Annotated in this window: 17 protein-coding genes and 1 other annotated feature; of the genes, 9 read left to right on the top strand and 8 right to left on the bottom strand. The window is 40.8% G+C overall.

Features of this window, described 5'->3' with window-relative positions:
• Positions 1 to 2 precede the first annotated feature (2 nt).
• On the top strand, positions 3 to 695 hold the full coding sequence (locus BDD26_RS19400) for a hypothetical protein (RefSeq protein ID WP_147299021.1): 693 nt from the start codon (positions 3 to 5) through the stop codon (positions 693 to 695).
• Positions 696 to 778: 83 nt separating this feature from the next.
• Here the strand turns inward: BDD26_RS19400 and cysB are convergent, their stop codons facing one another.
• The 3 genes from cysB to sohB all read right to left on the bottom strand — a co-directional run bounded on the left by cysB (position 779) and on the right by sohB (position 6299).
• A complete protein-coding gene (gene cysB, locus BDD26_RS14725) occupies positions 779 to 1753 on the bottom strand; it encodes an HTH-type transcriptional regulator CysB (RefSeq protein ID WP_115826943.1) in 975 nt (324 codons plus the stop codon).
• A gap of 341 nt (positions 1754 to 2094) precedes the next feature.
• Positions 2095 to 4692, bottom strand: coding sequence for a type I DNA topoisomerase (gene topA, locus BDD26_RS14720; protein ID WP_115826942.1), 2598 nt, complete (start codon positions 4690 to 4692; stop codon positions 2095 to 2097).
• A gap of 560 nt (positions 4693 to 5252) precedes the next feature.
• Positions 5253 to 6299: a protease SohB gene (gene sohB, locus BDD26_RS14715; protein WP_038259950.1), complete on the bottom strand. Its 1047-nt coding sequence runs from the start codon at positions 6297 to 6299 to the stop codon at positions 5253 to 5255.
• Positions 6300 to 6588: 289 nt separating this feature from the next.
• On the opposite strand from sohB, the gene BDD26_RS14710 reads away from it, so the two are divergent.
• Both BDD26_RS14710 and cobO read left to right on the top strand, forming a co-directional pair.
• Positions 6589 to 7353 (top strand): YciK family oxidoreductase, encoded by a 765-nt coding sequence (locus tag BDD26_RS14710; RefSeq protein ID WP_115826941.1) that lies wholly within the window; start codon positions 6589 to 6591, stop codon positions 7351 to 7353.
• On the top strand, positions 7353 to 7949 hold the full coding sequence (gene cobO, locus BDD26_RS14705) for a cob(I)yrinic acid a,c-diamide adenosyltransferase (RefSeq protein ID WP_115826940.1): 597 nt from the start codon (positions 7353 to 7355) through the stop codon (positions 7947 to 7949). Before BDD26_RS14710 ends, cobO begins: the two co-directional genes overlap by 1 nt.
• 191 nt (positions 7950 to 8140) lie before the next feature.
• On the opposite strand, the gene rluB is transcribed toward cobO, so the two are convergent.
• The 5 genes from rluB to BDD26_RS14680 form a co-directional block, all read right to left on the bottom strand.
• Positions 8141 to 9064, bottom strand: coding sequence for a 23S rRNA pseudouridine(2605) synthase RluB (gene rluB, locus BDD26_RS14700; RefSeq protein ID WP_115826939.1), 924 nt, complete (start codon positions 9062 to 9064; stop codon positions 8141 to 8143).
• A gap of 72 nt (positions 9065 to 9136) precedes the next feature.
• Complete coding sequence (locus BDD26_RS14695; RefSeq protein WP_038259943.1) at positions 9137 to 9757, bottom strand: L-threonylcarbamoyladenylate synthase; 621 nt, start codon at positions 9755 to 9757, stop codon at positions 9137 to 9139.
• A gap of 22 nt (positions 9758 to 9779) precedes the next feature.
• Positions 9780 to 10652, bottom strand: a complete 873-nt coding sequence (rnm, locus tag BDD26_RS14690; protein WP_115826938.1) for an RNase RNM — start codon at positions 10650 to 10652, stop codon at positions 9780 to 9782.
• Positions 10653 to 10933: 281 nt separating this feature from the next.
• On the bottom strand, positions 10934 to 16021 hold the full coding sequence (locus tag BDD26_RS14685; RefSeq protein ID WP_115826937.1) for a trypsin-like serine protease: 5088 nt from the start codon (positions 16019 to 16021) through the stop codon (positions 10934 to 10936).
• Positions 16022 to 16049: 28 nt separating this feature from the next.
• On the bottom strand, positions 16050 to 17834 hold the full coding sequence (locus tag BDD26_RS14680) for a hypothetical protein (RefSeq protein WP_115826936.1): 1785 nt from the start codon (positions 17832 to 17834) through the stop codon (positions 16050 to 16052).
• Between the two features lie 372 nt (positions 17835 to 18206).
• Positions 18207 to 18308: a sequence feature (Trp leader region), on the top strand.
• A gap of 39 nt (positions 18309 to 18347) precedes the next feature.
• Here BDD26_RS14680 and BDD26_RS14675 point away from each other — a divergent pair.
• The 6 genes from BDD26_RS14675 (at position 18348) to trpA (ending at position 24968) form a co-directional block, all read left to right on the top strand.
• Complete coding sequence (locus BDD26_RS14675) at positions 18348 to 19907, top strand: anthranilate synthase component 1 (RefSeq protein WP_038270115.1); 1560 nt, start codon at positions 18348 to 18350, stop codon at positions 19905 to 19907.
• Positions 19907 to 20503, top strand: a complete 597-nt coding sequence (locus tag BDD26_RS14670) for a glutamine amidotransferase-related protein (protein ID WP_038270117.1) — start codon at positions 19907 to 19909, stop codon at positions 20501 to 20503. Before BDD26_RS14675 ends, BDD26_RS14670 begins: the two co-directional genes overlap by 1 nt.
• 19 nt (positions 20504 to 20522) lie before the next feature.
• Entirely contained in the window at positions 20523 to 21521 is a 999-nt protein-coding gene (gene trpD, locus BDD26_RS14665) for an anthranilate phosphoribosyltransferase (protein WP_115826935.1), read from the top strand.
• A 2-nt stretch (positions 21522 to 21523) separates the two neighbouring features.
• Complete coding sequence (gene trpCF / locus BDD26_RS14660) at positions 21524 to 22891, top strand: bifunctional indole-3-glycerol-phosphate synthase TrpC/phosphoribosylanthranilate isomerase TrpF (protein ID WP_115826934.1); 1368 nt, start codon at positions 21524 to 21526, stop codon at positions 22889 to 22891.
• 80 nt (positions 22892 to 22971) lie between these two features.
• Positions 22972 to 24162, top strand: a complete 1191-nt coding sequence (trpB, locus tag BDD26_RS14655) for a tryptophan synthase subunit beta (protein WP_115826933.1) — start codon at positions 22972 to 22974, stop codon at positions 24160 to 24162.
• A complete protein-coding gene (trpA, locus tag BDD26_RS14650) occupies positions 24162 to 24968 on the top strand; it encodes a tryptophan synthase subunit alpha (RefSeq protein WP_038270122.1) in 807 nt (268 codons plus the stop codon). Before trpB ends, trpA begins: the two co-directional genes overlap by 1 nt.
• Positions 24969 to 25157 lie beyond the last annotated feature (189 nt).

Here is a 25157-nt window from a genome sequence, read left to right as displayed (position 1 = left end):
ATATGATTTCTTTAACAACGTATTTCGAATACTTACATAAGAAACGACTTATTGGGGAATATACAAGAAGCCCCGATAGAATAAAATCATTACGCATAATATATAATGATTTCAGTCAATTACGTATCCCAAATGAACAACAAATGTCAGACGACATTATACGTAGCCTATTGGCAAGTATGGGGTTCACACAAGATATTCCTGGCAGGTATATCTTGTGGAGTGGTCATCCCCACGATATAAACCTAAGTATATACACGTTTTCTATTATACCCTATTTATCATATCGCTCTAATGAACATGAAGCATTAGAAAAATTTAAATCTTTATACAACACTATTCTTTTCTCACAATTACAACAATCTTCCTCATCCGCACCTCCTCCATCACAAGAATATTATGAACACTACACGAGTGGGAATATCCCAGGACCATCGAACTTACAACAACCACTAACACAACCAAGAACCAGAAATCTTCACAGAAGAGGTTTTCAGCCTGCACCCGGACGTAATCCTCCTCCTTATGAACCACCACCCGCCTATTCCTCAACGCCTTCCTATGACGCACCACCTGCCTATGATGCTCCTCCTAGCTATGATTCACTAGGCTTTGGACAAGGATCATCAGCTCCTTCACAAACAGGAAACCGAAGTTCCAGAGGAGCTAAACATCGCAGAGGATCCAGAAGATAAAGACGCTATTCACGAACGACAAAAACCGAGGAAAATAACTCTGGCTATTTTCCTCGGTTCTTATTAGATCTTTTTTTACTTTTTTATACAATCGGTAGTTCAATATCCTTGAACATCTCTTCAATTTCTTCATTAGACCGCAATGCAATAGCCCTATCCACAACATCACGGGTTAAATGTGGAGCAAAACGCCAGATAAAATCATACATGTAGCTACGCAAGAAACTGCTGCGACGAAAACCAATCTTAGTTGTGCTATAGCTGAACTTATCACGCATATCAATTCGCACCAAGTCACTGTCCTGAATGGGTTCTACTGCCATACTTGCAATAACCCCGATTCCCAGCCCTAAACGAACATATGTTTTAATGACATCCGCATCTGTCGCAGTAAATACGATTTTAGGTTTAATGCCAGCACGGTTAAAAGCGACATCCAACTCGGAGCGCCCCGTAAAACCAAAGGTGTATGTCACGAGCGGATACTCTGCCAGCTCCTCAATGGTTACACTTTGCCTTTCTGCCAATGGATGATCTTTGGTGACTACCACAGAACGATTCCAGTGATAACAAGGCAGCATGATGAGATCGCTATAAAGGTGAAGCGCTTCCGTTGCTATTGCAAAATCACTATTTCCTTTACAGACTTCTTCTGCAATTTGGGTCGGAGAACCCTGATGCATATGAAGAGACACATTAGGATAACGTTTAATAAAACCTTTAATAATAGGAGGTAAAGCATACCTTGCTTGTGTATGTGTGGTGGCAATATACAGAGAACCACGATCCGGATAGGTATGCTCACTGGCGACGGAGCGAATCGAGTCAATTTTCGACAGGACTTCACGGGAAATACGGACAATTTCTTCACCAGCCGGCGTAACGTGTGTCAGATGTTTTCCACTACGCGCAAATATTTGGATACCCAACTCATCTTCAAGCATCCTTACCTGTTTGCTGATCCCTGGTTGAGAGGTATACAATCCTTCCGCCGTAGAAGATACATTCAGGTTATGGTTAACCACTTCTACAATGTAACGTAATTGCTGCAATTTCATATCAGCACTGTCCCTAAGTAGTAATTATGTACGGATGTTTTTGTAGTTTAAATCAGCTCTATATTGCTAATAGTTATTCACTTATAACCATATAGAATATATTTTCATAGGCATATAACTACTATATCACTTGATGTATATATATATAACAAATAATTAGGGTCGATAACGATTATTAAGCACACGTTACTGAAATATTATGCTTTCATTCTAAATGAAAACAAAAAAAGCCAGTCCTGATAACTGGCTTTTCAGAAATAAAAGTTATTCTTTAAGTAAAAAAAGAAATATCTATCTGATTATATTTCAATGCACTGACTGGCAATCCAGCATCAGAATCATTATTTCTCTTTGACTACCCAGGCACCATCAACAAAAAATGCTGTCCATCCGGTCGCTTTACCATTCTTCTCCGAAGAAACATATTGTTGTCTCGTCTTACGGCTAAAACGCACAACAGTCTTATTACCTTCAGGATCGGCTACAGGCGCTTCCGCCAGATAACACAGTTTCTCCGGCAGACGCTCCTTAAACCGCACAAGTTCCTCAACTAAAGGTGCGCGTGTTTCACGTGATTTCGGAAATGTACTGGCAGCTAAAAACACACCAGCGGCACCGTCACGCAGGACAAAATAGGCATCAGATTTTTCACATGGTAATTCAGGTAAAGGAACGGGATCTTCTTTCGGGGGTGCAACTTCCCCGCTACGAAGGATCTTACGGGTATTTTTACACTCTTCGTTTGTACATCCCATATATTTACCGAAACGACCCATTTTCAGGTGCATTTCTGAGCCACATCTATCACATTCGACAACAGGGCCATCGTAACCTTTGATACGGAACTCTCCGTTTTCTACTTCATAACCATCACACGCAGGATTATTGCCACAAACATGCAACTTACGCTGGATATCAATTAGATAGCTATCCATCGCCGTCCCACATTTGCTACAACGACAACGGGCACGCAGCGCATTAGTTTCCGCATCATCCCCTTCAAGAATATTCAGTATTTCATTTTCCGGGATTAGATTAATGGTTTGTTTGCAACGCTCTTTTGGTGACAGCGCATAACCTGAACAGCCAAGAAATACACCTGTAGTTGCCGTGCGGATCCCCATTGGGCGGCTACAGGTCGGACACTCAATAGAGGTAATAACCATTGGATTCGGGCGCATTCCGCCCTCTTCCGGGTCTTTGCTGGCAATGTCTAATTGCTGACTGAAATTGATGAAAAACTCATCCAGCACCCCTTTCCAATCCGCTTGATCATTCGCAACGTGGTCAAGCTGATCTTCCATTCTTGCCGTAAAATCATAGTTCATCAATTCGTTGAAATTCTCTTCCAAACGATCATTGACAATTTCACCCATTTTTTCCGCATAGAAGCGACGGTTTTCAACCCGCACATAACCACGATCCTGGATAGTGGAAATAATGGATGCATAAGTTGATGGACGGCCGATGCCACGCTTTTCTAACTCTTTGACCAGAGAGGCTTCACTGAAACGCGCGGGAGGTTTAGTGAAGTGCTGACTTGGCAGCAACTTTTGTAAATCAAGCTCAGTGCCTGCTTCCACAACAGGCAAAGTACGATCATCGTCCCCTTTACGTAAAGCTGGCATGACTTTTGTCCAGCCGTCAAAACGCAAAGTGCGGCCTTTAGCCCGCAACTCGAAATCACCAGCCTGCACGGTCAGCGTAGTAGAATCGTATTTCGCCGGTGTCATCTGACAGGCAATGAACTGACGCCAGATAAGCTGATACAACTTCTGGGCATCAGCTTCCATGTCTTTCAGTTCTTCAGCCATGACATCAACATTAGAAGGCCGGATAGCTTCATGAGCTTCCTGAGAATTCTCTTTGCTGCTATAGACATTAGCCTCTTTAGGCAGGTATTTGTCACCAAAGTTGTCACGAATGTAACCGCGAACCATACCCAACGCATCCTGACTTAGGTTAGTTGAGTCAGTACGCATATAGGTAATGTGACCTGCTTCATATAATTTTTGCGCCATTGTCATGGTCTTCTTAACACCAAAACCAAGTCTGGTGCTGGCAGCCTGTTGTAAGGTAGAAGTAATGAATGGCGCACCCGGCTTACTTGAAGTCGGGCGGTCTTCGCGATCGATGACTTTATATCTGGCTTTTTCAAGCAGAGACACCGCAGCTTGTGCCTGCTCCGCATTAACTGGCTTGAATGGTTTCCCCTCTTTATGGGTAACTTCCATACGGAGCTCAACGTCTCCTTTAGCCATCAAATCCGCATATATCTGCCAGTATTCTTCAGGAACAAATGCTTTGATTTCACGTTCCCGTTCAACAACAAGCCGAACCGCTACGGATTGAACCCGCCCGGCAGACAGCCCTCTGGCAACTTTTTTCCATAGTAGCGGTGAAACCATGTAACCAACTACACGATCCATAAATCGACGTGCCTGTTGTGCGTTAACACGATCAAGATTCAAATCACCCGGTTTATCAAAAGCCTGCGTGATCGCATTCTTTGTAATCTCATTAAATACAACGCGGCTGAAACGCGTGTCATCCCCACCGATCACTTCCCGCAAGTGCCATGCAATAGCTTCTCCTTCACGGTCAAGGTCCGTTGCAAGATAGATATGCGCTGCTTTTTCAGCCAGCGTTTTCAGCTCTGCCACCACTTTTTCTTTGCCGGGCAAAATTTGATAATCCGCTACCCAACCATGATAGGGATCGACTCCCATCCGGCTAATCAGTGCTGTTTTCTCATCTTTTTTGGTTTTCTTTTTATTCTTATCGGTCGATGAGTTCGAACTCTTTTGACTTGCCGCACCACTGGTCGGCAAATCACGGATATGGCCTACGCTGGATTTCACAACGTAGTCATTCCCCAGATATTTATTGATTGTTTTGGCTTTTGCCGGGGACTCCACTATAACAAGAGCTTTACCCATAGTTACCTTTACCTAATTATCTTCTTTTCAGATGGCGAAAATTACGGAGTATATTGCGTTGCGGTATATAAAATAGATCTCTTTTTATATTGCGATAGATTCGCAAGATATCAACTAATTTTTATCTTTAGCTTTAATTTTACCGCTAAACCCTTTGAAATATATGAGGTATTTTATACACAAACGCATATCATACCATTGTATGGTTTCACCGTTGTAAACAAAATCTTCCATCTGCGTGACGAAAAGCCCACACTCTACCTGATAAAAAACGATGCGCAACAACTTATTTTTTTGAGAAGAACAATAGATGCAAACTGAAACAATCTCGGCTAATTAGGAGTAGCCACTACAAAAACGATATAAGATCGTTATGGAAAACAAAAAATTCGTTCAGGATAAACGTATCGTCCAAAACAGGACAGATAGATTCAAATAGTGTGTTACAAAAAAGCGTAAACAAGGTCATGAAAAATAATGCGGATAATAGAAGCATAAACCATCATATTATCCGCCATATCTGCTGTCGCTTACTGCGCGTTTTTACTGTCAATTCATTGTCAAAGCAGCGGTTTTTGGCCTCTTTGCCACCAGCGCATAAATAATTTATCAACATTCTCCATTGCACTTCCCATGAAACGTTCCACTACACGTTTGCGGCGAGAGTAATTAACACCAATAACTTCACAGTGTTCAATTTGTGCAATCAGAAAATCATCACTGACACCGATTTCATCAATCAGACCATGCTCTTTTGCCTGTGTACCATACCAATATTCACCAGTTGCAACGTTTTCTACATCCAGAGCAGGGCGATGTTGATGGATAAATAATTTAAATAATTTATGAGTTTCATTCAGATCTTCTTGAAACTTCTGCCGTCCTTGCTCTGTATTTTCGCCTAATAAAGTCAGAGTACGCTTGTACTCCCCGGCAGTATGAAGTTCGATATCGATGTCATTTTTCTTGAGCAACCGATGGATATTTGGTAACTGTGCCACTACGCCAATTGAACCGATGATAGCAAAAGGTGCGGCAATAATGCGATCAGCCACGCAAGCCATCATATAACCACCACTTGCTGCGACCTTATCTACAGCGATCGTCAGACGTATACCTTTTTGTTTCAGGCGAGCTAACTGAGATGCGGCAAGCCCATAACCATGTACCATTCCTCCGGGGCTTTCCAAACGCAGTAGCACTTCATCTTTGCTGTCAGCCACAGCCAGGATAGCACTAATCTCTTCACGCAGAGAATCCACCTCATGCGCATCCATACTACCTTTAAAATCAACAACATAAAGGCTAGGTTTCAGTGAACTTTTCTGACCAGCTTTAGCAGCGGCCTTTTTCTGTTTAGCCTCATCTTTCTGCTGTTTTTTCAGCTCTTTCTGCCAGATTTTTTGTTCTGCTTCACTCATTCGAGCCTGCTGCATCTGACGCTGCTTTTCCTTATATGACTCACCAAGATTAGTCAGCCGTAATTCTCCTTTTTGCATCGTCTTACGCACACTTACTCCAATACAAAATACTGCCAAAATGACGACTGCCAAGACTATAGTCACTACTTTGGCCAAGAACAGTCCGTATAGAGAAAAATACTCCACAGATCCACCTTTCTTCATTTATGATGAACAATACGCTTCATTTTAACTAAAAACCTGAGATAGCGCTCTAACAGTTTACTTTTCTCGATTTCATCAAAGCTGCAACTTGAAAGACGACGGGTATATCAAAGTTATTCCATCAAAACCATTCATTAGCATCACTCATAAAAGCACATACAGATAAAAGGCATACATTCTTTTGTCAATTTGACGAGAGCACTAAGTTTTGTTCTGATGATAAATTGTTTATGTCACCTCAGATTTAAAACAGTTTATGGAAAATAGTCAGATGTTAGATTACCAACCCAATAATGACCTGCTGCAACAAAAAATCATTTTAGTTACTGGTGCTGGTGATGGTATTGGTCGTGAAGCGGCATTAACTTATGCCCGCCACGGCGCACAGGTTATTTTGCTTGGGCGCACAACTGCAAAGCTGGAAGCAGTTAAACAGCAGATCGAATATGAAGGTGGTTTACCTGCTGCCGTTTATACAATGGATCTGTTAACTGTGACTGCTGAAGAGTCCCAGACTTTTGCCGATGAACTGGCACAACGTTATTCTCGTCTTGATGGCGTGTTACATAATGCTGGTTTGTTAGGTGTTGTTGCACCCATCACAGACCAACCCGTTCAACTTTGGCATGATGTTATGCAAGTGAATGTGAATGCCACTTTCATGCTGACTCAGGTTTTGATCCCATTGTTACTGAAATCCCCCAATGGTTCTTTGGTATTTACCAGTTCCAGTGTGGGACGTGAAGGAAGAAGTGGCTGGGGCGCTTATTCTGTTTCCAAATTTGCTACAGAAGGCTTAATGCAGGTTCTGGCAGCGGAATATCAGGATACACCTCTGAGGGTCAACTGCATTAATCCAGGTGGAACGCGGACCACCATGCGTGCCCGTGCATTTCCTGATGAGAATGTGGCGAAGTTAAAGACACCAGCCGATATTATGCCGGTATATCTTTACCTGATGGGAGAAGACAGTTTGCATGATTCAGGCATTAGTTTTGATGCTCAACCAGGCCGTAAGGCAGGGCCAGCCGAATAATGACGAGAGATAACAGCCAGTACCAAAAAAGACAACAACGTCTGAAAGAGAAAGTTGATGCCCGCATTGAAGCAGCGCAACAGGAACGAGGCATTGTCATGATCTTCACCGGAAATGGCAAAGGAAAAACAACTGCTGCATTTGGCACTGTTACCCGCGCCATTGGTCATGGGCAACGTGCTGGCGTGATCCAATTCATCAAAGGAACATGGGAAAACGGAGAGAAGAATCTATTGGCACAGCACGGTGTTGAATTTCATGTTATGGGAACCGGATTTACATGGGAAACACAAAATCGTGAAGCTGACATCGCGGCTTGTCAGTCTGTGTGGCAACATGCCCTGACGCTGTTATCCGACCCTTCAATCCAGCTTGTTGTGCTTGATGAACTGACATATATGGTCAACTACGGTTATCTGGAACTTACCGATGTTCTCACAGCCCTTAAACAGCGCCCTGCCAGCCAGTCCGTCATTATTACCGGACGCGGTTGTCATCGTGAGCTGCGTGAATTTGCGGATACAGTTACAGAGATGCGACCAATCAAACATGCATTTGAGGGTGGCATTAAAGCGCAAAAAGGCATTGATTGGTAATGTATTGACTAGTAACACATTGGTCGACAAATAAACTAATGAAAGCCGCTATTTCAAAGATCAGTAACTCAGTATTCAGTAAACATTGCCCAGTAAATAATATCCCGTAAACAATGTTCAGCGAAAAAATGCTTACCAAATATAGAGTTAACTCAATTGTTTTATTCAACTGAAATAGCGGCCTGAGAAGATTAACGGCCTTTAAGCGTCGTTTTTCTTCCCGTATTTTGGCGAGAGCTGCTTGCCGGGCGTTTTCCGGCCGGGCGGGAAGTCACCTGAGTATGCCGCCTTACTGCACGACGGATCTGATTGGCTTTGATACGACGTTGTTCGCGTTCAACCGCAACTTTAGATACGGTCTCTTCATTCAGGCCAACCAACTCACGTAAATAGTTAGTCTGCTCCAGCCCTAATTCAGTCCAACCGCCACGAGGTAAACCTTTCGGCAGGTCAATATCACCGTAACGGACACGGATCAAACGGCTGACCTGCACTCCAACCGCTTCCCACAAGCGTCTGACTTCACGGTTGCGCCCTTCTGTCAATGTGACGTTGTACCACTGGTTTATACCTTCTCCACCTTTAAATAAGAGAGTTTTGAATGAAGCAGGGCCATCTTCCAGTTGTACGCCTTGTTTCAACTGACGCAATTTTGCATTGTCCACTTCGCCAAAAACACGAACAGCATATTCACGTTCAACTTCACGGCTCGGATGCATCAGGCGGTTTGCCAATTCACCATCAGTGGTAAATAACAACAGGCCACAGGTATTAATATCCAGACGTCCTACAGCAATCCAGCGAGCACCCTGCATTTTCGGCAGGCGGTCAAACACCGTCGGACGCCCTTCAGGATCGTGCCGGGTGCACAATTCACCTTCTGGCTTATAATAAGCTAAAACACGACAAACTGTTTTTTGTGGCTCTTTGATATTTAAGAGCCGTCCGTCAAAGCGGATTTTTGTGGCGGGTTTAACTTCGACTCGATCACCCAACGTTGCGATCTTACCGTCAACACTAATGCGCCCCTGTTGAATATATCCTTCAATTTCACGGCGTGAACCATGACCAGAACGCGCAAGAATTTTTTGTAACTTTTCTGTTTTATCGCTCATTGAGCAACCTCTGCTGTCGCCTTCACAGGCGTCGTATGATAAAAAAAATAAAAAAGTGGAGATATCTTCATCTTATAAAAAAGGCGTCACATCACCTTCACCTTCACGAAGAACCACTGGTAAATCCCCAGTTAAATCCACTACCGTTGTCGGTTGCTGCCCAAGATAGCCACCGTGAATGATTAAATCAACTTGTTTACTCAAAGTATCTTTAATCTCTTCCGGATCAGACTCGGCAAAGTCATTGCCCGGTAAAATCAGGCTACATGACATCAAAGGCTCACGCATTGCTTCCAATAACGCCAGAGCAATAGGATTGGAGGGGACTCGCAAACCAATAGTTTTACGTTTCTCGTTCATTAAACGACGAGGTACTTCTTTTGTTGCCTGTAAAATAAAGGTGTAATTGCCGGGAGTATTATTCTTGATTAGCCGGAACGCCTGATTGTCTACATGGGCATAAGTTGAGATCTCTGACAGATCACGACACATCAGTGTAAAGTTGTGCCGTCCATTCAATTGGCGGATACGGCATATACGGGTCATGGCATCCTTATTTTCAAGGCAGCAACCAATGGCATAGCCTGAATCAGTAGGATAAATAACAACTCCACCCTTTTTCAACACTTCTACACTTTGCTCAATAAGACGGGTTTGTGGATTATCAGGGTGGATATAAAAAAACTGGCTCATAATAATAATAACCTCTACACTTCTATGCAGCCCCAAGCCGTGACCAATCGTGCCATATCGGTACAACATCACCGGGTAACCACAAATTTCGACCGAGTTCTATCCATGAACAAGGTTGGTGAAAATCCGATCCTAATGATACTTTCAGCCTATATTCTCTCGCCAGTTGACCAAGTTGTTGCCTTTCATTAGGTGCTTGTTGGCATTGCGCAACTTCCATTGCATCACCGCCATGTTGTTGAAACCAGGCTATTAAGCGTTTTAGCCATTTCATTGACAAACCATATCTGCCGGGATGAGCAATTACAGCCTGCCCTCCTGCCTGATGAATGGTTTCAATAGCCCGCTCGATTGTACACCATTGGGGCGGAACATAACCGATTTTTCCCTTTGCCAAATATTTTTTGAAAACTTTCTGGATCGTCGGCTCAACTCCCGCCTCAATCAGATAACGAGCAAAATGCCCGCGAGTCACCTGCCCGCCATTGGCTAACCGGGATGCCTCTTCCCAGGCGTTGGGAATACCCGCTTTAGACAACCGACTCCCGATTTCAATGCCACGCTGTTTCCTTAAATCAACCTGATTAGCCAGAAATGTTCTTAAGGGAACAGAATTGATATCAATATCTAAGCCAACGATATGAATTTCCAAATTCTGCCATAACGTCGAAATTTCAACGCCGGATATTAACGACAGTGATAAATTATTTTGCTGGATATGGTTTAGAGCAGCAGGAATACCTTCCGTCGTATCATGATCAGTGATTGCCAATACATCAATGCCCATGGAAATCGCTCTGTCCACGAGCTGTTCAGGTGATAAAATGCCATCTGAAGCAGTCGTATGGCTATGCAGATCATAGCGCCTTGTTATTTCACTGGCGGCTTCAGCCATGGTTTTTTACCTGTTTTGTTGGGTGGGAAACAAAAGCACCATCTATCAAGTGATTCCTATCAAGTGATATCAGGTACGAAGCGGGGATGATAACACAGTAGGTGGAATTAAAGGGGTGAATTCCTGAATAGATTTCATTATTGATTGGAAGAAGAAATTAAAACCCTATCTATCCATGATTCAAGTGCCAAGTGACAATGATGATATAGAAGATAGGGTTGAAAATGCATGATTATTGGTTATTTTTATTTCTTATAAATCTAAATCAAAATATGGAATATTCATCTCATATATGGACGATAACAAAAGTTACTTTCAGAATAAATGAGTTGCCCACAAAATTGTGCAGAAACAGTTATATTTTTCTTTCCAAATTGACTAAGTTTTGCGTCAAAATGCCAGTATCCCTGATCATCAGCAACTATACTTCCTTTTTTAATATCTCCAGGTGGAAAGGGTTCTTTAGTTAAAAGAGTTCTATGACAAAAAGTATCCTCATCATTCTGGACCTTATATGAAACATTCATTTTCGGTCGCGCATTCCCCGCTACTTTCACATTTATTGGAGGATGATATGAAACTCTAACAGTCCCTTCTGGCGGTATTGAAATACTCAAAACAGACGCATCAACATTACCTTCTTTCATTTTTTTATGAAACTGGCCATTAACCATAATAGATTGTGTAGCTTCTACCTGATATGTTCCCGGCTGTACATTATGTAGACTACAACTCCATTGACCATTCGTTTTTGAAACCTGTACAGGGCCACAGTTCCGAGAATCTCCATTTGCAGATGTAGCTTTCAAAGAAATATAAGCACCTTTTGTTGCTGTTCCTGTGATAGGAATAGAAATAGTCTCATTACTTTTCATCACAGGAATATATTTCACTGACAATTTTGCAATTTTACTTGCACTTGAAGCTGTACAAATCGGCTTAGCCGTAGGATTAATGGTAATATCCGACATGTAAATCACTTCAAAATTGCGTGTTACCGACTTTCCTGAAGGCTCATTATCTACCCATTGCTGCGCCAAAAGCTTATATGCGCCTATGACTGATTCTATGGGGTCAGGACAAACCCAATTTTGATTTCCATCAACATAGGTTTTACAGATCAGTTTTCCTGAAATAGAGACAATAATAAGAGCTCCCGCCTGCCCTTCACCTGCTATGGTATACGTCGGAGTCGCAATTTGTTCCCCTTCCGCAGGATTAAGCACACGCATTTGCAAATTATCTCCATAACGCACTTTAAAACTTCTGTTAATCTGGGAACCTGCATCATCCACGATCGTCGCATCGTAATCTCCCGGCACAGAACTATAAGGCCCACATGTCCAGGTGTGATCCACCCTATTGAGCTTCGCAGGGCAATCATCATGACCGCCAAATGCTTTTACTGTAACCGTTTTTGCATTACCCGGCATCGTGCCACTAAAGGTATATGAAGGTGTTTTTATAATTTCATCTTCTTTGGGAGATTTCACTGCTAGCGTGGTTTCTCCGGAAGCAGGAACGATATCAAATGTCACTTTCGCTGTGGATTGCCTTACCTTGTCCAAAAAGGCTGTAGCTACCAGTTTCTGTTCTCCTTTGACAGAGGTATCCAAACCATCAATCCATTCCCAATGCCCTTTATCATCCACTGTGACTCCATTCTGACAGATTTGTGACAACTCTTTCTTGTCCAAACACACTACCGTTCCCGGCTCTCCGGTGCCTTTAGGCAAAATGTTTTCGAGATGCTGATATACTCCGCCGTTGTGTGGTTGTGTGATAACCACTGGCTTAATGGTTTTGGTTTGTACTTCAAAAGAAATAGATGAACTTGAGTTCAATGTGTTATCAACAAACTGATCTGCTGAAACAGAATATTTCCCCTCTTCCGGCTGATAAGATCCACAAGACCATTTACCCGATGCATCAACGACTGTATTACAATCTTTAGCACCTCCAAATCCCTTGATGTATATTTTAGCCCCTTTTTCTCCCGTACCTGCAATGGTAAAAGGCAAAGTCGTTATCTTTGCTCCATGAGAAGGGTGAGTAATCTGTATTTTTGTTTTGGTGACTTCGTATCTGCGCGTAACTTGCGAAGTTCTTTCATAAGTCCCCCCAAACTCCGTTGAACTTGTTTTTCTATACTGAGCTGCATAAAGAGAAAATATCCCTTCATTATTCGCCGTTAAGACAGGTTGATAAGGGCAGGCCCATTTCCCCGTTGAATCCACTGTTGCTGAGCAAATTATTCCCTCATTAGACATCGGCAAGGTCATCTTTTCTGATGGCAGAAGCTCTTTCGCCGCTGCGACAAGAACAAGTTGACCAGAGCTTCCCTGACCTTCAATGGTAATCCCGTCGTGCAAACGATATTGCGCTCCCTTGGCAGGAGATGTAATACGTATAGGGATAGTAAAATGCAGAGTGACAGGATTTCCGACGTGTACCCCATTTTTAGTTTCCTGTAGCCCCAGGGTATAAGTATCCCCGCCTGAAATAGCCTCAGGCATTATCGAAAACTCCCAAAAGAAGCCAAGACCACTACTGAGTGCAGAACCAACCAAAGATTCAACACCTCCAAAAATTGCTCCGGTCAAACTACTTAAGAAACCGCCAAATCCGCCGCCACTACCACCGGAACCACCATATGTGCCAGAAAGACGGATTGGATTATCCGGATCAACAAGTGAATTATCCTTAGGATTATCTATTTCAAATCTTTTATTTTCTGGGTTGTCGTCGTCGTCGTCATCATCATTTTTCTTTTTGATGGTAAGACGTGTAACATCTGTGGCAACCACTTTCCCTTCTTTGATTAATTCAGCGGTTAATTCATAAGTACCCTCAGAAAAAATGATTGGTTTGTCGCACTGCCAGTTACCATTGTCACTAACTACAGCACCTGTACAGATAGAGGTCCCCTTAACAAGCCCTTGATTGCCTGCCTCCAGCTTTGGTGAAGAAGGATCTATTCTGCGCCTTTTAACATCAACTTCATCTCCGGGAACATTAGAGCTACCGGACAAAAAACTCCGAATACCTACAGTACTTGTCTCTCCTGCAGAAGGGGTTGTAATCTTAACTTCGGGTGTTGTTATTCTGAAATAGCTTCTGTCAGGAGATAATCCCATCCAATCTTCTTTTATGTTTCTCAATCCAAATGGATGATATTTATCTGACACTTCAATATAATAAAACCCATCTTTTAATGTAGACGGAAGAGAAATATCCCAAATTGGAAAATCATTTTTCTCCGAATGAGTTCCGTATTTTATTGGAATCTCCGAAAAATCCCTGCCGTCTTCTAATGGAATTTTTAAATAAACATTTTTATCCTCTCCCCTATGGCATCTAGAAGATTCTGAAAGCAAAGGTGAATTATCTTCTTTCTTCATACATATAGAGTATTCTGAAGGTAATATTATATCATCATTAATTTCGGTATAACTTTTATCATCACCACCAGAGCCAGAAAAAGATAATTTTTCACCTTTCAGTTTTCCAGATGAAATTTCATATGGCTTTTTAATATCATATGAATTACTCCCTATAAAATTAGGGTTGAAATAATCCCCTCCAGCAACTAACTGAGGACCATACCACAATTTTTTATCAAAAGGATCAGCATCCTCAATCTTTTGTATTGCTCCAATATAAACCTCTCGGGTTTTATATCTACCCGATGTATTTATCAAATAAAATTTATTTTTATCATTCGAGTTATTCATACAATCGTAAGAATATGAATTAAAAATGCAAACAACTTTTGCCCCTTTAGCATAACCTACATCATACTCTACTTTTTTTCTATATATATTACTTTTGTTTTTTTTATCCTGTTCTAATTTTAACTCAGTATATTCCTGTGGTTTTAAAAATACATTAACCTGATCATACAAATTTATATTACCTGTCTTTTGATTTGCTGTTATTTTATATTGCATCCCATTATTTTCAATTTTATCGATAAAGTCACCTTTTACTGCGCATGACCAAAGTCCATATTCTTCTGTTCTTATTGATTTATTTTTTCCAAGTCCCTCACATAAATGATCTTGAGTATAAATTTTTTTACCATCTGTAGATTGAAGTATCAGCTCAATTTCCGAACCTGGATCAGCATACCCCCTTACCATAAAATTCTTAGTGAGTATAGTTGATTTATCAGCTGGATATACAATACCAAACTCTTTTGAAATATGAGGTATTTTTGCTTGAACAGTATCTTTTCTCCATGAATTATTACTAATATTTTCTTCTCTAGCTGTAATAGTTACCTTGTATTCTTTTTTTTCATCAATGTCTTCAACAAAAAATTCCTTATGTGGAATAGAACATTGCCAGTTTGATTTATAATCAACTTCTCCGCATTTATATACATTTTCTTTACCATTTTCAATAGAGTAAACAACCTCTATTTTACTATTTACCCTTCCTTTACCTTTAATAACAACATACTTTCCTCTCTTACTTAAATGGGCATTCCAATCTGGGTTAATGATCCAAATTTGTTTCATTGTCCCAGAAAACCAACTACTATTATCACGCTGTTTACTCAAACCAGTATCAGCATGTTTCCCGGTAACATCTGAAACGAAAAAAAAAGGATAAGTATTTTTATCTTTTATTTTTAATACACCTTCTCCCCAAGAAGAAACACCAATAATTGTATCATTCCAAATAATTGGTCCTCCAGAATCTCCCATTTGTATAATCCCTGAGTTTAACTCTTTATTTTTACTTGCTTCTACCATCAGCCCCTGGTTGTCTTTAGAGTCTATAGCTAGAGTAAAAATCTTCACATCAGCTCGACGCTGAGTTCCATCATTTTCTATTTTTTCTCCTGTTTCTTTATTAAAACCTAGCAAACCATAGCCATAAATAGAAGATTGATAATAATCTTTATTTAATTTTTCATAAGCTTCATCATAATTAAAAAAACGACGAATACGACCATAATTATCTAAATTAACTTTTTTTTCTAATTTTATGAGTGCAAAATCAGCACCAAGGTAATTTGACTTAAACCCTTCAGGTAGTGCAGTACTAACCTCCTCTTTTTTATAATTTTCTATAATGTATTTTTTAATATCTCCAATATTTTTAACTTCGCAATGTGCAGCAGTCAAAACATAATCAGGTGCGATTAAAGAACCACTACAGTACATTATTTTTTGATTATTTTTATCTACATAATAAATACTGACAACCCAGGGCTTACATTTATTACTTTCAATGTCCTTACAGCTCTCTTCTCCTCCTGCAATAGCCTTTAAAGGCAGCGATTTAAGTGCACCATCAGAAAATGAATTACTACAATGGAATAAAAGCATCAATATAAATATTACTCTAATAATAATCATATCAAACTCCTTAAATATCATGCTACAATTAATTTTCATTAACACAACTCATTCCAAGATCGCTACCTATACATTTAAGTATTTTATTTTCTCTTCCTTTATAAAGATTATTATCGCTATTTTCTTCGAAAATAAAAACATATTCCCCTCTCTTAGCATAATGCTTATACTCATATGCCCAATTGCCATTTTCATCTGATTCAACATTTTCTGAATATTCAAATCCATCAAGAAATATTTCAATTTCAGCATTCAAAGTTTCTTCAGTTTCTTCATTAACATCAATAGATGGCATAGATGTCCCATAAAACTCAGTAAAAACACTATCGTTTCTAGTTTTTACAGAAAAAACTTTAGAGCTAAGTATTATCACTTCATCTTTGTTGCCTGGAATAGGTTCGCCTGAGGTATTTCTACCAACTGCATTTATCGTTATAAAACCTACAGGCACTCCTTGAACTTCATAGCTCCAATTATTACTATCAGAACTTACAGAATATGATGGAGATTCGAAATCATTATATTTATATGATACATCGACCGTGCTTCCATTAGCTGCCTGACCTTTAATCAGAATATTCTGTGTATCTTCAGTTGTTGAAGAAACTACTTCATCATTTTCTGGATTAGTTATCTTCACAGGGCAATTCTGTACAGAATAACTCACTTCTTTTTTTTCTGGTAAGAAAGATTGATGAGTGGCCTGTGATTCTGATGAATAACCGGATACAGATGCTTTATATTGAATAGAGCAAACAGCCTCTAAACCGTCCAGGCTCCATTCACCTGTACCCGTGTCAACATTGGGGGTATAGCTAGTTGTCGGAATATAAATCGTCCCATCATTGTTATAACCCGTGATTTGTACCTGCATACGCTTTGCGTCATCAGCCGTATCGCTATTCACCCGGCCCGATAAACTGTATTTTCCGGCAGAGATGGTTTGCCCATCCTGCATTGAAGCAATAGTCGCTCCACATGGCGGACCATTAAAAGTGACACCAGAATTATCGATCTCTTGAATGCTAACTGTACCGGTAATACCACACTGCATCCAGAGTTGCCCTTCCCAGTTATCTCCATCTCCTGTAGGCTGAACAAGATAAATATAGTCATTAAAACTTGTAATAAGAATAGGTAAATTTCCATCTTGATTACGCCCTTTTCCTGAAATTGTAATATAGTTATTGTCAACTGTGGAATTTGGTTCAGGAGAGGTAATTTTTAGAGATTCCCAATTATTGTCATCTTTGATAGTGATAACAACATTACTAGGATTATAACTTGTATTGCTATCAACATTTTTATTTAGACAGTTTCTTCCATCGCATGTAGCTTCTATTTCAAGGTCGCAATCATTTGTTTCAATCATAGTTTGCCAAACAAAATATACCGGTAAATATGTTACTATTCCCAAGGTACATGATTTATATTCTTTATGATTAAAGTAAGTGGTTGCTTCCCACTCTAAAAATTTTTGTGTGCCTGTACAACCTTCAAAAAAACCATTACTATCTTCAATCGTTTCATCATATCTACCTCCTGGTTTTAAAGATATATTATTATCTCCAATATTACTCATACATTGACTATTTAATACCTCTATTTTCAAGTCATCATATTTACTATTATTTTTAAAAGTAATATTATAGTATGCATATAAGTCACTTCTATTTTTTATTTTTCCTAACCTATAAAAATAATCACCAAAAATAACACTATCACTCTTCAAATCAATTGCAAAAGAATTGTTAAATATAATAGATGTAATAAAAAACAAAACGATACATAGACTTATTTTTATTGCACTCATAATTATAACCCTCAATTAAAAACTGGTATTATTATGAAAATTAAAATAACATTTTAAAATCATGCCGACTCTATTAAATCAGATTTATGATTGAATTATTCCCATAAAAAAAGAAATAATGGTAATGATATAGTTGCATGTAATTGAAATAAAATATCATTAACTACCTAAAAAGAAGAATATAATTTTACTTTTATATTTTTTGACTAATCTCCATTACTTTTCCATTTTCTACAAATACAAAAAAACCATTGACAAGTGAATCACGAATCAGTTTACTAGTACGTAAGATTGATTTGAATACATTTTACTAAAACTCTACTTAACAAGGCACCTAATAAGATGAACGTACTTATAGAAACTATTCAGAAGATGCGTTGGTGGCTTAACTTCCCATTCAGGGCGGTAAAATTACGCACATAAGTAGAGAACCAAAGTGCCAAGAACCCGCTCTGGAAAAGCGGGTTTTTTTATACCAATTTTCTGTAGATAAAGATCACAAAGGGGGTGGGTATGATGGGTAAGGACTTTAATATTTCGATAAATCAAATAGAAACAGTCTATCAGGCTGATCCGACGCTGCTTTTCAATCAACTATGCAACAACCGACCAGCAACGTTATTGCTAGAATCTGCGGAAATAAACAGTAAAAAAGATCTTAAAAGTATGTTGATCATTGATAGCGCGATACGTATTACCGCTAATGAGCAACAGGTCAATTTTACAGCGCTTACTGAAAATGGCCGGAATTTGCTGCCTGTCCTCGCCGATTTATTGTCAGAAAAAGCCCAAATCCATATTGATACACACTCCTTTCAGGCACAATTTCCTATCATTGAGAAAAACTTAGACGAAGACAGCCGATTAAAAGCAGATTCTGTTTTTGACGCATTACGCGTTCTAACTACGTTATCTTCTCTTTCAGAGACACCTGATGCCATTTTCGCAGGTGGATTATTTGCCTATGATTTAGTAGCCGGGTTTGAATCACTCCCCAAAGTCAAAACTTCTCAACGCTGCCCTGATTTTTGTTTTTATCTGGCAGAAACCTTAATGGTGATTGACCATCAAAATAAGCATACCTTGTTACAAACTTCGCTGTTCGGTGAATCAGATACAGAAAAACAACGCCTTGAAGAGCGCTTATCTGCACTGGCTGGCATCATTGCTCAACCTCGTCAGCCATTGGTGCCCATAACATTATCTGATATGGAGATTTCCTGTAACCGGAGTGATGAACAGTACGCAGATATCGTTCAGCAATTACAACAATTTATTCGTCAGGGTGAGATATTTCAGGTAGTTCCATCCCGGCGTTTCACATTACACTGTCCTTCCCCGTTAAGTGCTTACCGTACCTTAAAAAATCAAAATCCCAGTCCTTATATGTTCTTTATGCAGGATCAGGACTTTTGCCTGTTTGGTGCATCACCTGAAAGTGCCCTTAAATATGATGCTAATAGCCGGCAGGTTGAAATTTATCCAATAGCAGGAACTCGTCCCCGTGGACGCAATGCTAACGGTGAGTTAGATGCCGATCTTGATAGCCGAATTGAGTTAGAAATGCGTACCGATGCTAAGGAGCTGTCTGAGCATGTCATGCTGGTTGATTTGGCCCGCAATGATTTAGCCCGTATTTGTGAGCCGGGTAGTCGTTATATCACTGATTTAACTAAAGTCGATCGCTATTCGTTTGTTATGCACCTTGTTTCCCGTGTTATCGGCACAATTCGCTATGATCTGGATGTCTTTCATGCTTATCAGGCTTGTATGAATATGGGAACGCTGACAGGAGCACCAAAAGTCCGGGCGATGCAACTTATTGCTCAATATGAAGGTGAACGCCGGGGCAGTTATGGCGGCGCAGTGGGTTACTTCACCGGCAAAGGAGATTTTGATACGTGCATTGTTATTCGCTCTGCCTATGTAGAAGACGGTAAAGCCACCGTTCAGGTAGGTGGAGGGGTGGTTTTGGATTCCGTTCCAGCAGCAGAAGTCACCGAAACTCTCAATAAATCCAGAGCGGTCATTCGTGCTATAGCTCAAGCTCACAATACGGAGGTAGCATTCTAATGGCAAATATTCTTCTGCTCGATAATGTAGATTCCTTTACTTACAATCTCGTGGATCAACTCCGTGCCAGTGGTCATCAAGTTGTTATCTACCGTAATACCGTTTCCACAGCGGCAATAATAGCGCAACTTGAAAAAATGGGATCTCCCTTGCTGATGTTATCCCCTGGCCCTGGAAAACCGTCAGAGGCCGGGTGCATGCCACAATTACTCAGGCAGGTCATTGGGCAGATCCCAGTGATTGGTATATGTCTTGGGCATCAGGCGATTATCGAAACATATGGCGGAGATATTTCGGCAGCCAAAGAAATTCTGCACGGTAGATCAACACTGGCGATACATGATGGACAAGCCATGTTTTCCAATCTGCCTAATCCTCTCCCCGTTGCCCGTTATCATTCTCTTGCAGGCGTTAACATTCCGGCAACACTGACTGTTTCGGCTTCTTGTGGTGAGACAGTCATGGCTGTACGTCATGATGATGACAGAGTTTGTGGATTCCAGTTCCACCCTGAATCAATCCTGACAGCGCAAGGAACCAGGTTGCTTGAACAAACTCTGGTATGGGCGCTACATCCAAAGAGATCCGACAGATAAAAAGAAGAGGATGAAGAAAATGCGAGTAATTTTCGAAAAACTGTTCAGCGCACAACCCCTGACCCAACAAGAAAGCGAAAAACTCTTCACTGCTATTATTTGTGGTGAATTAAGTGAGCCTCAATTAGCTGCTGTATTAATCAGCATGAAACTGCGTGGCGAACAGCCACAGGAAATTGCAGGCGCGGCACAGGCACTATTAGCCCATACTTCTCCGTTTCCACGTCCTGACTATTCCTTCTGTGATATCGTCGGTACAGGCGGAGATAGTACAAACAGTATCAATATTTCAACTGCCAGTGCTTTTGTTGCCGCTGCCTGCGGCCTTAAAGTCGCAAAACATGGCAACCGCAGCATTTCCAGTCGTTCAGGTTCATCTGACTTACTGGCTGAATTTGGTATAGCACTGGATGCCAGCGCTGAAAAATCCCGCCGTGCCCTGGATGAAATTAATATTTGTTTTCTGTTTGCACCGCAATACCATCGTGGATTTCATCATGCAGTAACAGTTCGCCAGCAATTGAAAACCCGTACTTTATTCAATGTACTTGGTCCACTGATCAACCCTGCCCGACCGCCTCTCACCTTGATTGGTGTTTACAGCCCAGAATTGGTAGATCCTATCGTGCGTACATTACAAGTATTGGAATATCAACGTGCTGCGGTGGTACATAGCGGAGGCATGGATGAGGTTGCTTTGCACGCGCCCATTCAAGTCGCTGAACTTAATCACGGTGAGATTACTCAATATCAGTTAACAGCGAAAGATTTTGGGCTGCCCAGTCATCCGATATCATCGCTGAATGGCGGAACACCGCAAGAAAATTGCCATATGTTGAGTTTATTACTGCAAGGACGGGGGGCAAAAGCTCATGCCGATACAGTGGCAGCCAATGTCGCACTCTTAATGAAAATACATGGGAACGAAGATTTACGGCAAAATGCCCAACTGGCATTAGATACGATTTATAGCGGTCAAGCCTATGAAAAAGTGATCGCATTAGCGGCAAGGACTTAATCATGAAAAGTAATGTATTACAGAAGATTATTGCAGATAAGGCGCTATATCTCATCACTCGCAAGGAAAAACAGCCACTGGAAAGTTTCATTGATTCCGTTGTACCAAGCCACCGTCAGTTTTATCAGGCTCTGACTGACAAACAGACGGTTTTTATTCTGGAATGCAAAAAGGCTTCTCCTTCAAAAGGCCTGATACGCACAGATTTCGATCCAGTGCGCGTTGCCAAAAATTACCAACCCTACGCAGCAGCGATTTCTGTACTGACTGACGAAAAGTATTTCCAGGGCAGTTATGATTTTCTTCGCATAGTCAGTGCAGCTGTACATCAACCCATTCTGTGTAAGGATTTCATTATTGATCCTTATCAGGTTTACCTTGCCCGCTATTATCAGGCCGATGCCATTTTGTTGATGCTTTCTGTTCTTGATGATGATACCTACCGTCAACTATCCGATCTGGCACATGGCCTTGGTATGGGGGTATTAACAGAAATCAGCAACGAAGAGGAACGCCGCCGGGCAATAGTGCTGGGTGCAAAAGTGATTGGTATTAATAACCGGGATCTGCGTGATTTATCTATAGATTTAGATCGTACCCGCAGACTGGCCACCAATTTGCCAGAAGATACCATTGTTATTAGTGAATCCGGTATTCACCGCCATCAACAAGTACGAGAATTAAGCCAATTTGCCCATGGATTCCTGATTGGTAGTGCTTTGATGGCTCAATCCGATTTGGATCTCGCTCTACGGCGACTGATTCTGGGTGACAATAAAGTTTGCGGTTTAACCCGCTCACAAGATGCTAAAGCAGCATTACGAGCCGGTGCCGTTTATGGTGGTTTGATTTTTGCTGAAAAATCACCGCGTAAAGTAAGCCTGCAACAAGCACAACAAATCATTAATGAAGTCCCTTTGTTATATGTCGGTGTATTTCAGAATCAGTCAATTGAATTCGTCAATCATACTGCCCGTAATCTTTCACTAACAGCTGTTCAATTGCATGGTAATGAGGATCAAACCTACATTGATGCTCTCTGTTCTGTACTACCGGAAAATTGTGAGATCTGGAAAGCGATTGATATGTCACAGGCAGAAACGCTTTTCGATATATCTAATTCCAATATTGATCACCTATTATTGGATAATGGCTCTGGAGGTACAGGAAAAACCTTTGATTGGCAATTAATCGACAAAAGTTTTCAGCATAACAGTGTACTGGCAGGTGGTTTAAATGCAGAGAACTGTGGACAGGCCGCAGCTCTGGGTTGTTACGGACTGGATTTTAATTCCGGTGTTGAAATCAGGCCGGGGATCAAAAGCAACCAGAAAATAAAACAAGTATTCCAACAATTACGCTGTTATTAGTCATATTTTCAGAAAACCAATATTCAACAGACTAATATTCGGACAGTTAAATTTTAAACAGAAAGTGAGAAATAAAAATAATGGCTAAGTTAAATCCGTATTTTGGTGATTTTGGAGGGCAATTTGTTCCCCAGATCCTAATCCCTGCTCTTGATCAATTAGAAGAAGCATTTATTGAGGCAAAGAATGATCCTGAATTTCAACAAGCATTTTATGATTTATTGAAAAACTATGCAGGCCGTCCTACGGCTTTAACACTATGTCAAAATTTAACCAAAGGCACAAAAACCCGTTTATATCTGAAACGAGAAGATTTACTCCACGGAGGAGCACACAAAACCAATCAGGTTTTAGGGCAAGCATTACTGGCAAAACGGATGGGAAAAGAAGAAATTATTGCTGAAACGGGTGCTGGTCAACATGGTGTGGCAACTGCCCTGGCATGCGCGCTTTTAGGTTTGAAATGCCGCATCTACATGGGAGCAAAAGATACTGAACGTCAATCTCCCAATGTATTCCGTATGCGCCTTATGGGAGCTGAAATCATTCCTGTTCACAGTGGCTCCGCAACACTAAAAGATGCCTGTAACGAAGCCATGCGTGACTGGTCCGGCAGCTATGATAAAGCACATTATTTGCTCGGAACCGCTGCTGGTCCACACCCTTACCCCACAATGGTACGTGAATTTCAGCGCATGATTGGTGAAGAAGCCAAGACCCAGATTTTGGAAAAAGAAGGACGCCTGCCTGATGCTGTCATTGCCTGTATTGGTGGTGGCTCAAATGCTATTGGATTATTTGCGGAATTCATTCCAGAAACCCATGTTCGCCTGATTGGTGTTGAACCCGCCGGGCATGGTATTGAAACCGGCGAGCATGGTGCGCCATTAAAACACGGTAAGTTAGGAATTTACTTTGGCATGAAATCACCAATCATGCAGACAGAAAATGGGCAAATAGAAGAGTCATATTCCATCTCTGCCGGATTGGATTTTCCTTCCGTTGGCCCTCAACATGCCTATCTTAACAGTATTGGGCGAGCCGATTATGTTTCTATTACTGATAATGAAGCACTGGATGCGTTCCAGGCACTATCACTTAATGAAGGTATTATTCCGGCCTTAGAATCTTCACATGCGCTTGCCTACGCCTTGAAAATGATCCGTCAGGAACCGAATAAAGAGCAATTATTAATTGTCAACTTATCCGGTCGTGGCGACAAAGATATCTTTACCGTTCATAATATTTTGAAATCAAGAGGGGAAATCTGATGGAACGTTACGAATTGTTATTTAAAAAATTAGAAAAACAAAATCAAGGCGCTTTCGTTCCCTTTGTCACTCTCGGTGATCCTAATCCTGAATTATCTTTAGATATTATCGACGCTCTCATTTCTGGTGGATCCGATGCCTTAGAAATCGGCATTCCATTTTCCGACCCTCTTGCAGATGGCCCGACGATTCAAAATGCTAATCTGCGTGCGTTATCTGCCAAAGTCACACCAACATTATGTTTTGAGTTATTGGCACAAATTCGGACAAAACATCCTGATATTCCAATCGGTCTGCTGATGTATGCAAATCTAATATTTCATAATGGAATAGATGAATTTTATAACTGCTGTAAAAAAGCGGGGGTTGATTCGGTTCTGATTGCTGATGTGCCATTATCTGAATCACGCCCTTTTTATTCAGCGGCCATAAAATATGACATTGCGCCGATCTTCATTTGCCCACCCAATGCAGATGATAATTTACTACGTGAAATTGCCTCATTCGGACGCGGTTACACTTATCTGCTATCAAGAGCAGGTATTACAGGAACTCAAAATCGGATGAAACAACCATTAACACATTTGGTTAATAAACTAAAACAATACCATGCAGCACCTGCACTACAAGGGTTCGGCATTTCTGAACCAGAGCAAGTTATATCTGTCATCAATAGTGGAGCTGCCGGTGCTATTTCAGGCTCTGCTGTGGTAAATATCATTGAGAATAATTTACATCAACCTCAAATTATGTTGGAAAAAATTACGATATTTGTCCGCTCTATGAAATCAGCAACACAGCGATAATATCTGTCTTTCCTCCATAGATCAGTTTATGGGGGAATTACTGCCTGAAAAATAACCTCCGTTATTTGTAAATTCTTCTGTCTTCAATAATACTTCTTAATTATCGTCATCACATTATCACCCTGTAATAAAATCTTGTAACCAAATGAAATGAAAAATCAAAGTAACAGAAAAATAATGTTTATGTTT

The organism is Xenorhabdus cabanillasii, from assembly GCF_003386665.1.
GTDB classification, from domain to species: domain Bacteria; phylum Pseudomonadota; class Gammaproteobacteria; order Enterobacterales; family Enterobacteriaceae; genus Xenorhabdus; species Xenorhabdus cabanillasii.
The sequence above is the reverse complement of the archived record's forward strand: the minus strand, read 5'-3'. Positions and strand labels throughout refer to the sequence as shown.

Bases quoted from the DNA above. Each gene is read 5' to 3' on its own strand.
- BDD26_RS19400 (WP_147299021.1), top strand. From the start codon at position 3: ATGATTTCTTTAACAACGTATTTCGAATACTTACATAAGAAACGACTT.
- cysB (WP_115826943.1), bottom strand. From the start codon at position 1,753: ATGAAATTGCAGCAATTACGTTACATTGTAGAAGTGGTTAACCATAAC.
- topA (WP_115826942.1), bottom strand. From the start codon at position 4,692: ATGGGTAAAGCTCTTGTTATAGTGGAGTCCCCGGCAAAAGCCAAAACA.
- BDD26_RS14710 (WP_115826941.1), top strand. From the start codon at position 6,589: ATGTTAGATTACCAACCCAATAATGACCTGCTGCAACAAAAAATCATT.
- cobO (WP_115826940.1), top strand. From the start codon at position 7,353: ATGACGAGAGATAACAGCCAGTACCAAAAAAGACAACAACGTCTGAAA.
- rluB (WP_115826939.1), bottom strand. From the start codon at position 9,064: ATGAGCGATAAAACAGAAAAGTTACAAAAAATTCTTGCGCGTTCTGGT.
- BDD26_RS14695 (WP_038259943.1), bottom strand. From the start codon at position 9,757: ATGAGCCAGTTTTTTTATATCCACCCTGATAATCCACAAACCCGTCTT.
- rnm (WP_115826938.1), bottom strand. From the start codon at position 10,652: ATGGCTGAAGCCGCCAGTGAAATAACAAGGCGCTATGATCTGCATAGC.
- BDD26_RS14685 (WP_115826937.1), bottom strand. From the start codon at position 16,021: ATGATTATTATTAGAGTAATATTTATATTGATGCTTTTATTCCATTGT.
- BDD26_RS14680 (WP_115826936.1), bottom strand. From the start codon at position 17,834: ATGAGTGCAATAAAAATAAGTCTATGTATCGTTTTGTTTTTTATTACA.
- BDD26_RS14675 (WP_038270115.1), top strand. From the start codon at position 18,348: ATGATGGGTAAGGACTTTAATATTTCGATAAATCAAATAGAAACAGTC.
- BDD26_RS14670 (WP_038270117.1), top strand. From the start codon at position 19,907: ATGGCAAATATTCTTCTGCTCGATAATGTAGATTCCTTTACTTACAAT.
- trpD (WP_115826935.1), top strand. From the start codon at position 20,523: ATGCGAGTAATTTTCGAAAAACTGTTCAGCGCACAACCCCTGACCCAA.
- trpCF (WP_115826934.1), top strand. From the start codon at position 21,524: ATGAAAAGTAATGTATTACAGAAGATTATTGCAGATAAGGCGCTATAT.
- trpB (WP_115826933.1), top strand. From the start codon at position 22,972: ATGGCTAAGTTAAATCCGTATTTTGGTGATTTTGGAGGGCAATTTGTT.
- trpA (WP_038270122.1), top strand. From the start codon at position 24,162: ATGGAACGTTACGAATTGTTATTTAAAAAATTAGAAAAACAAAATCAA.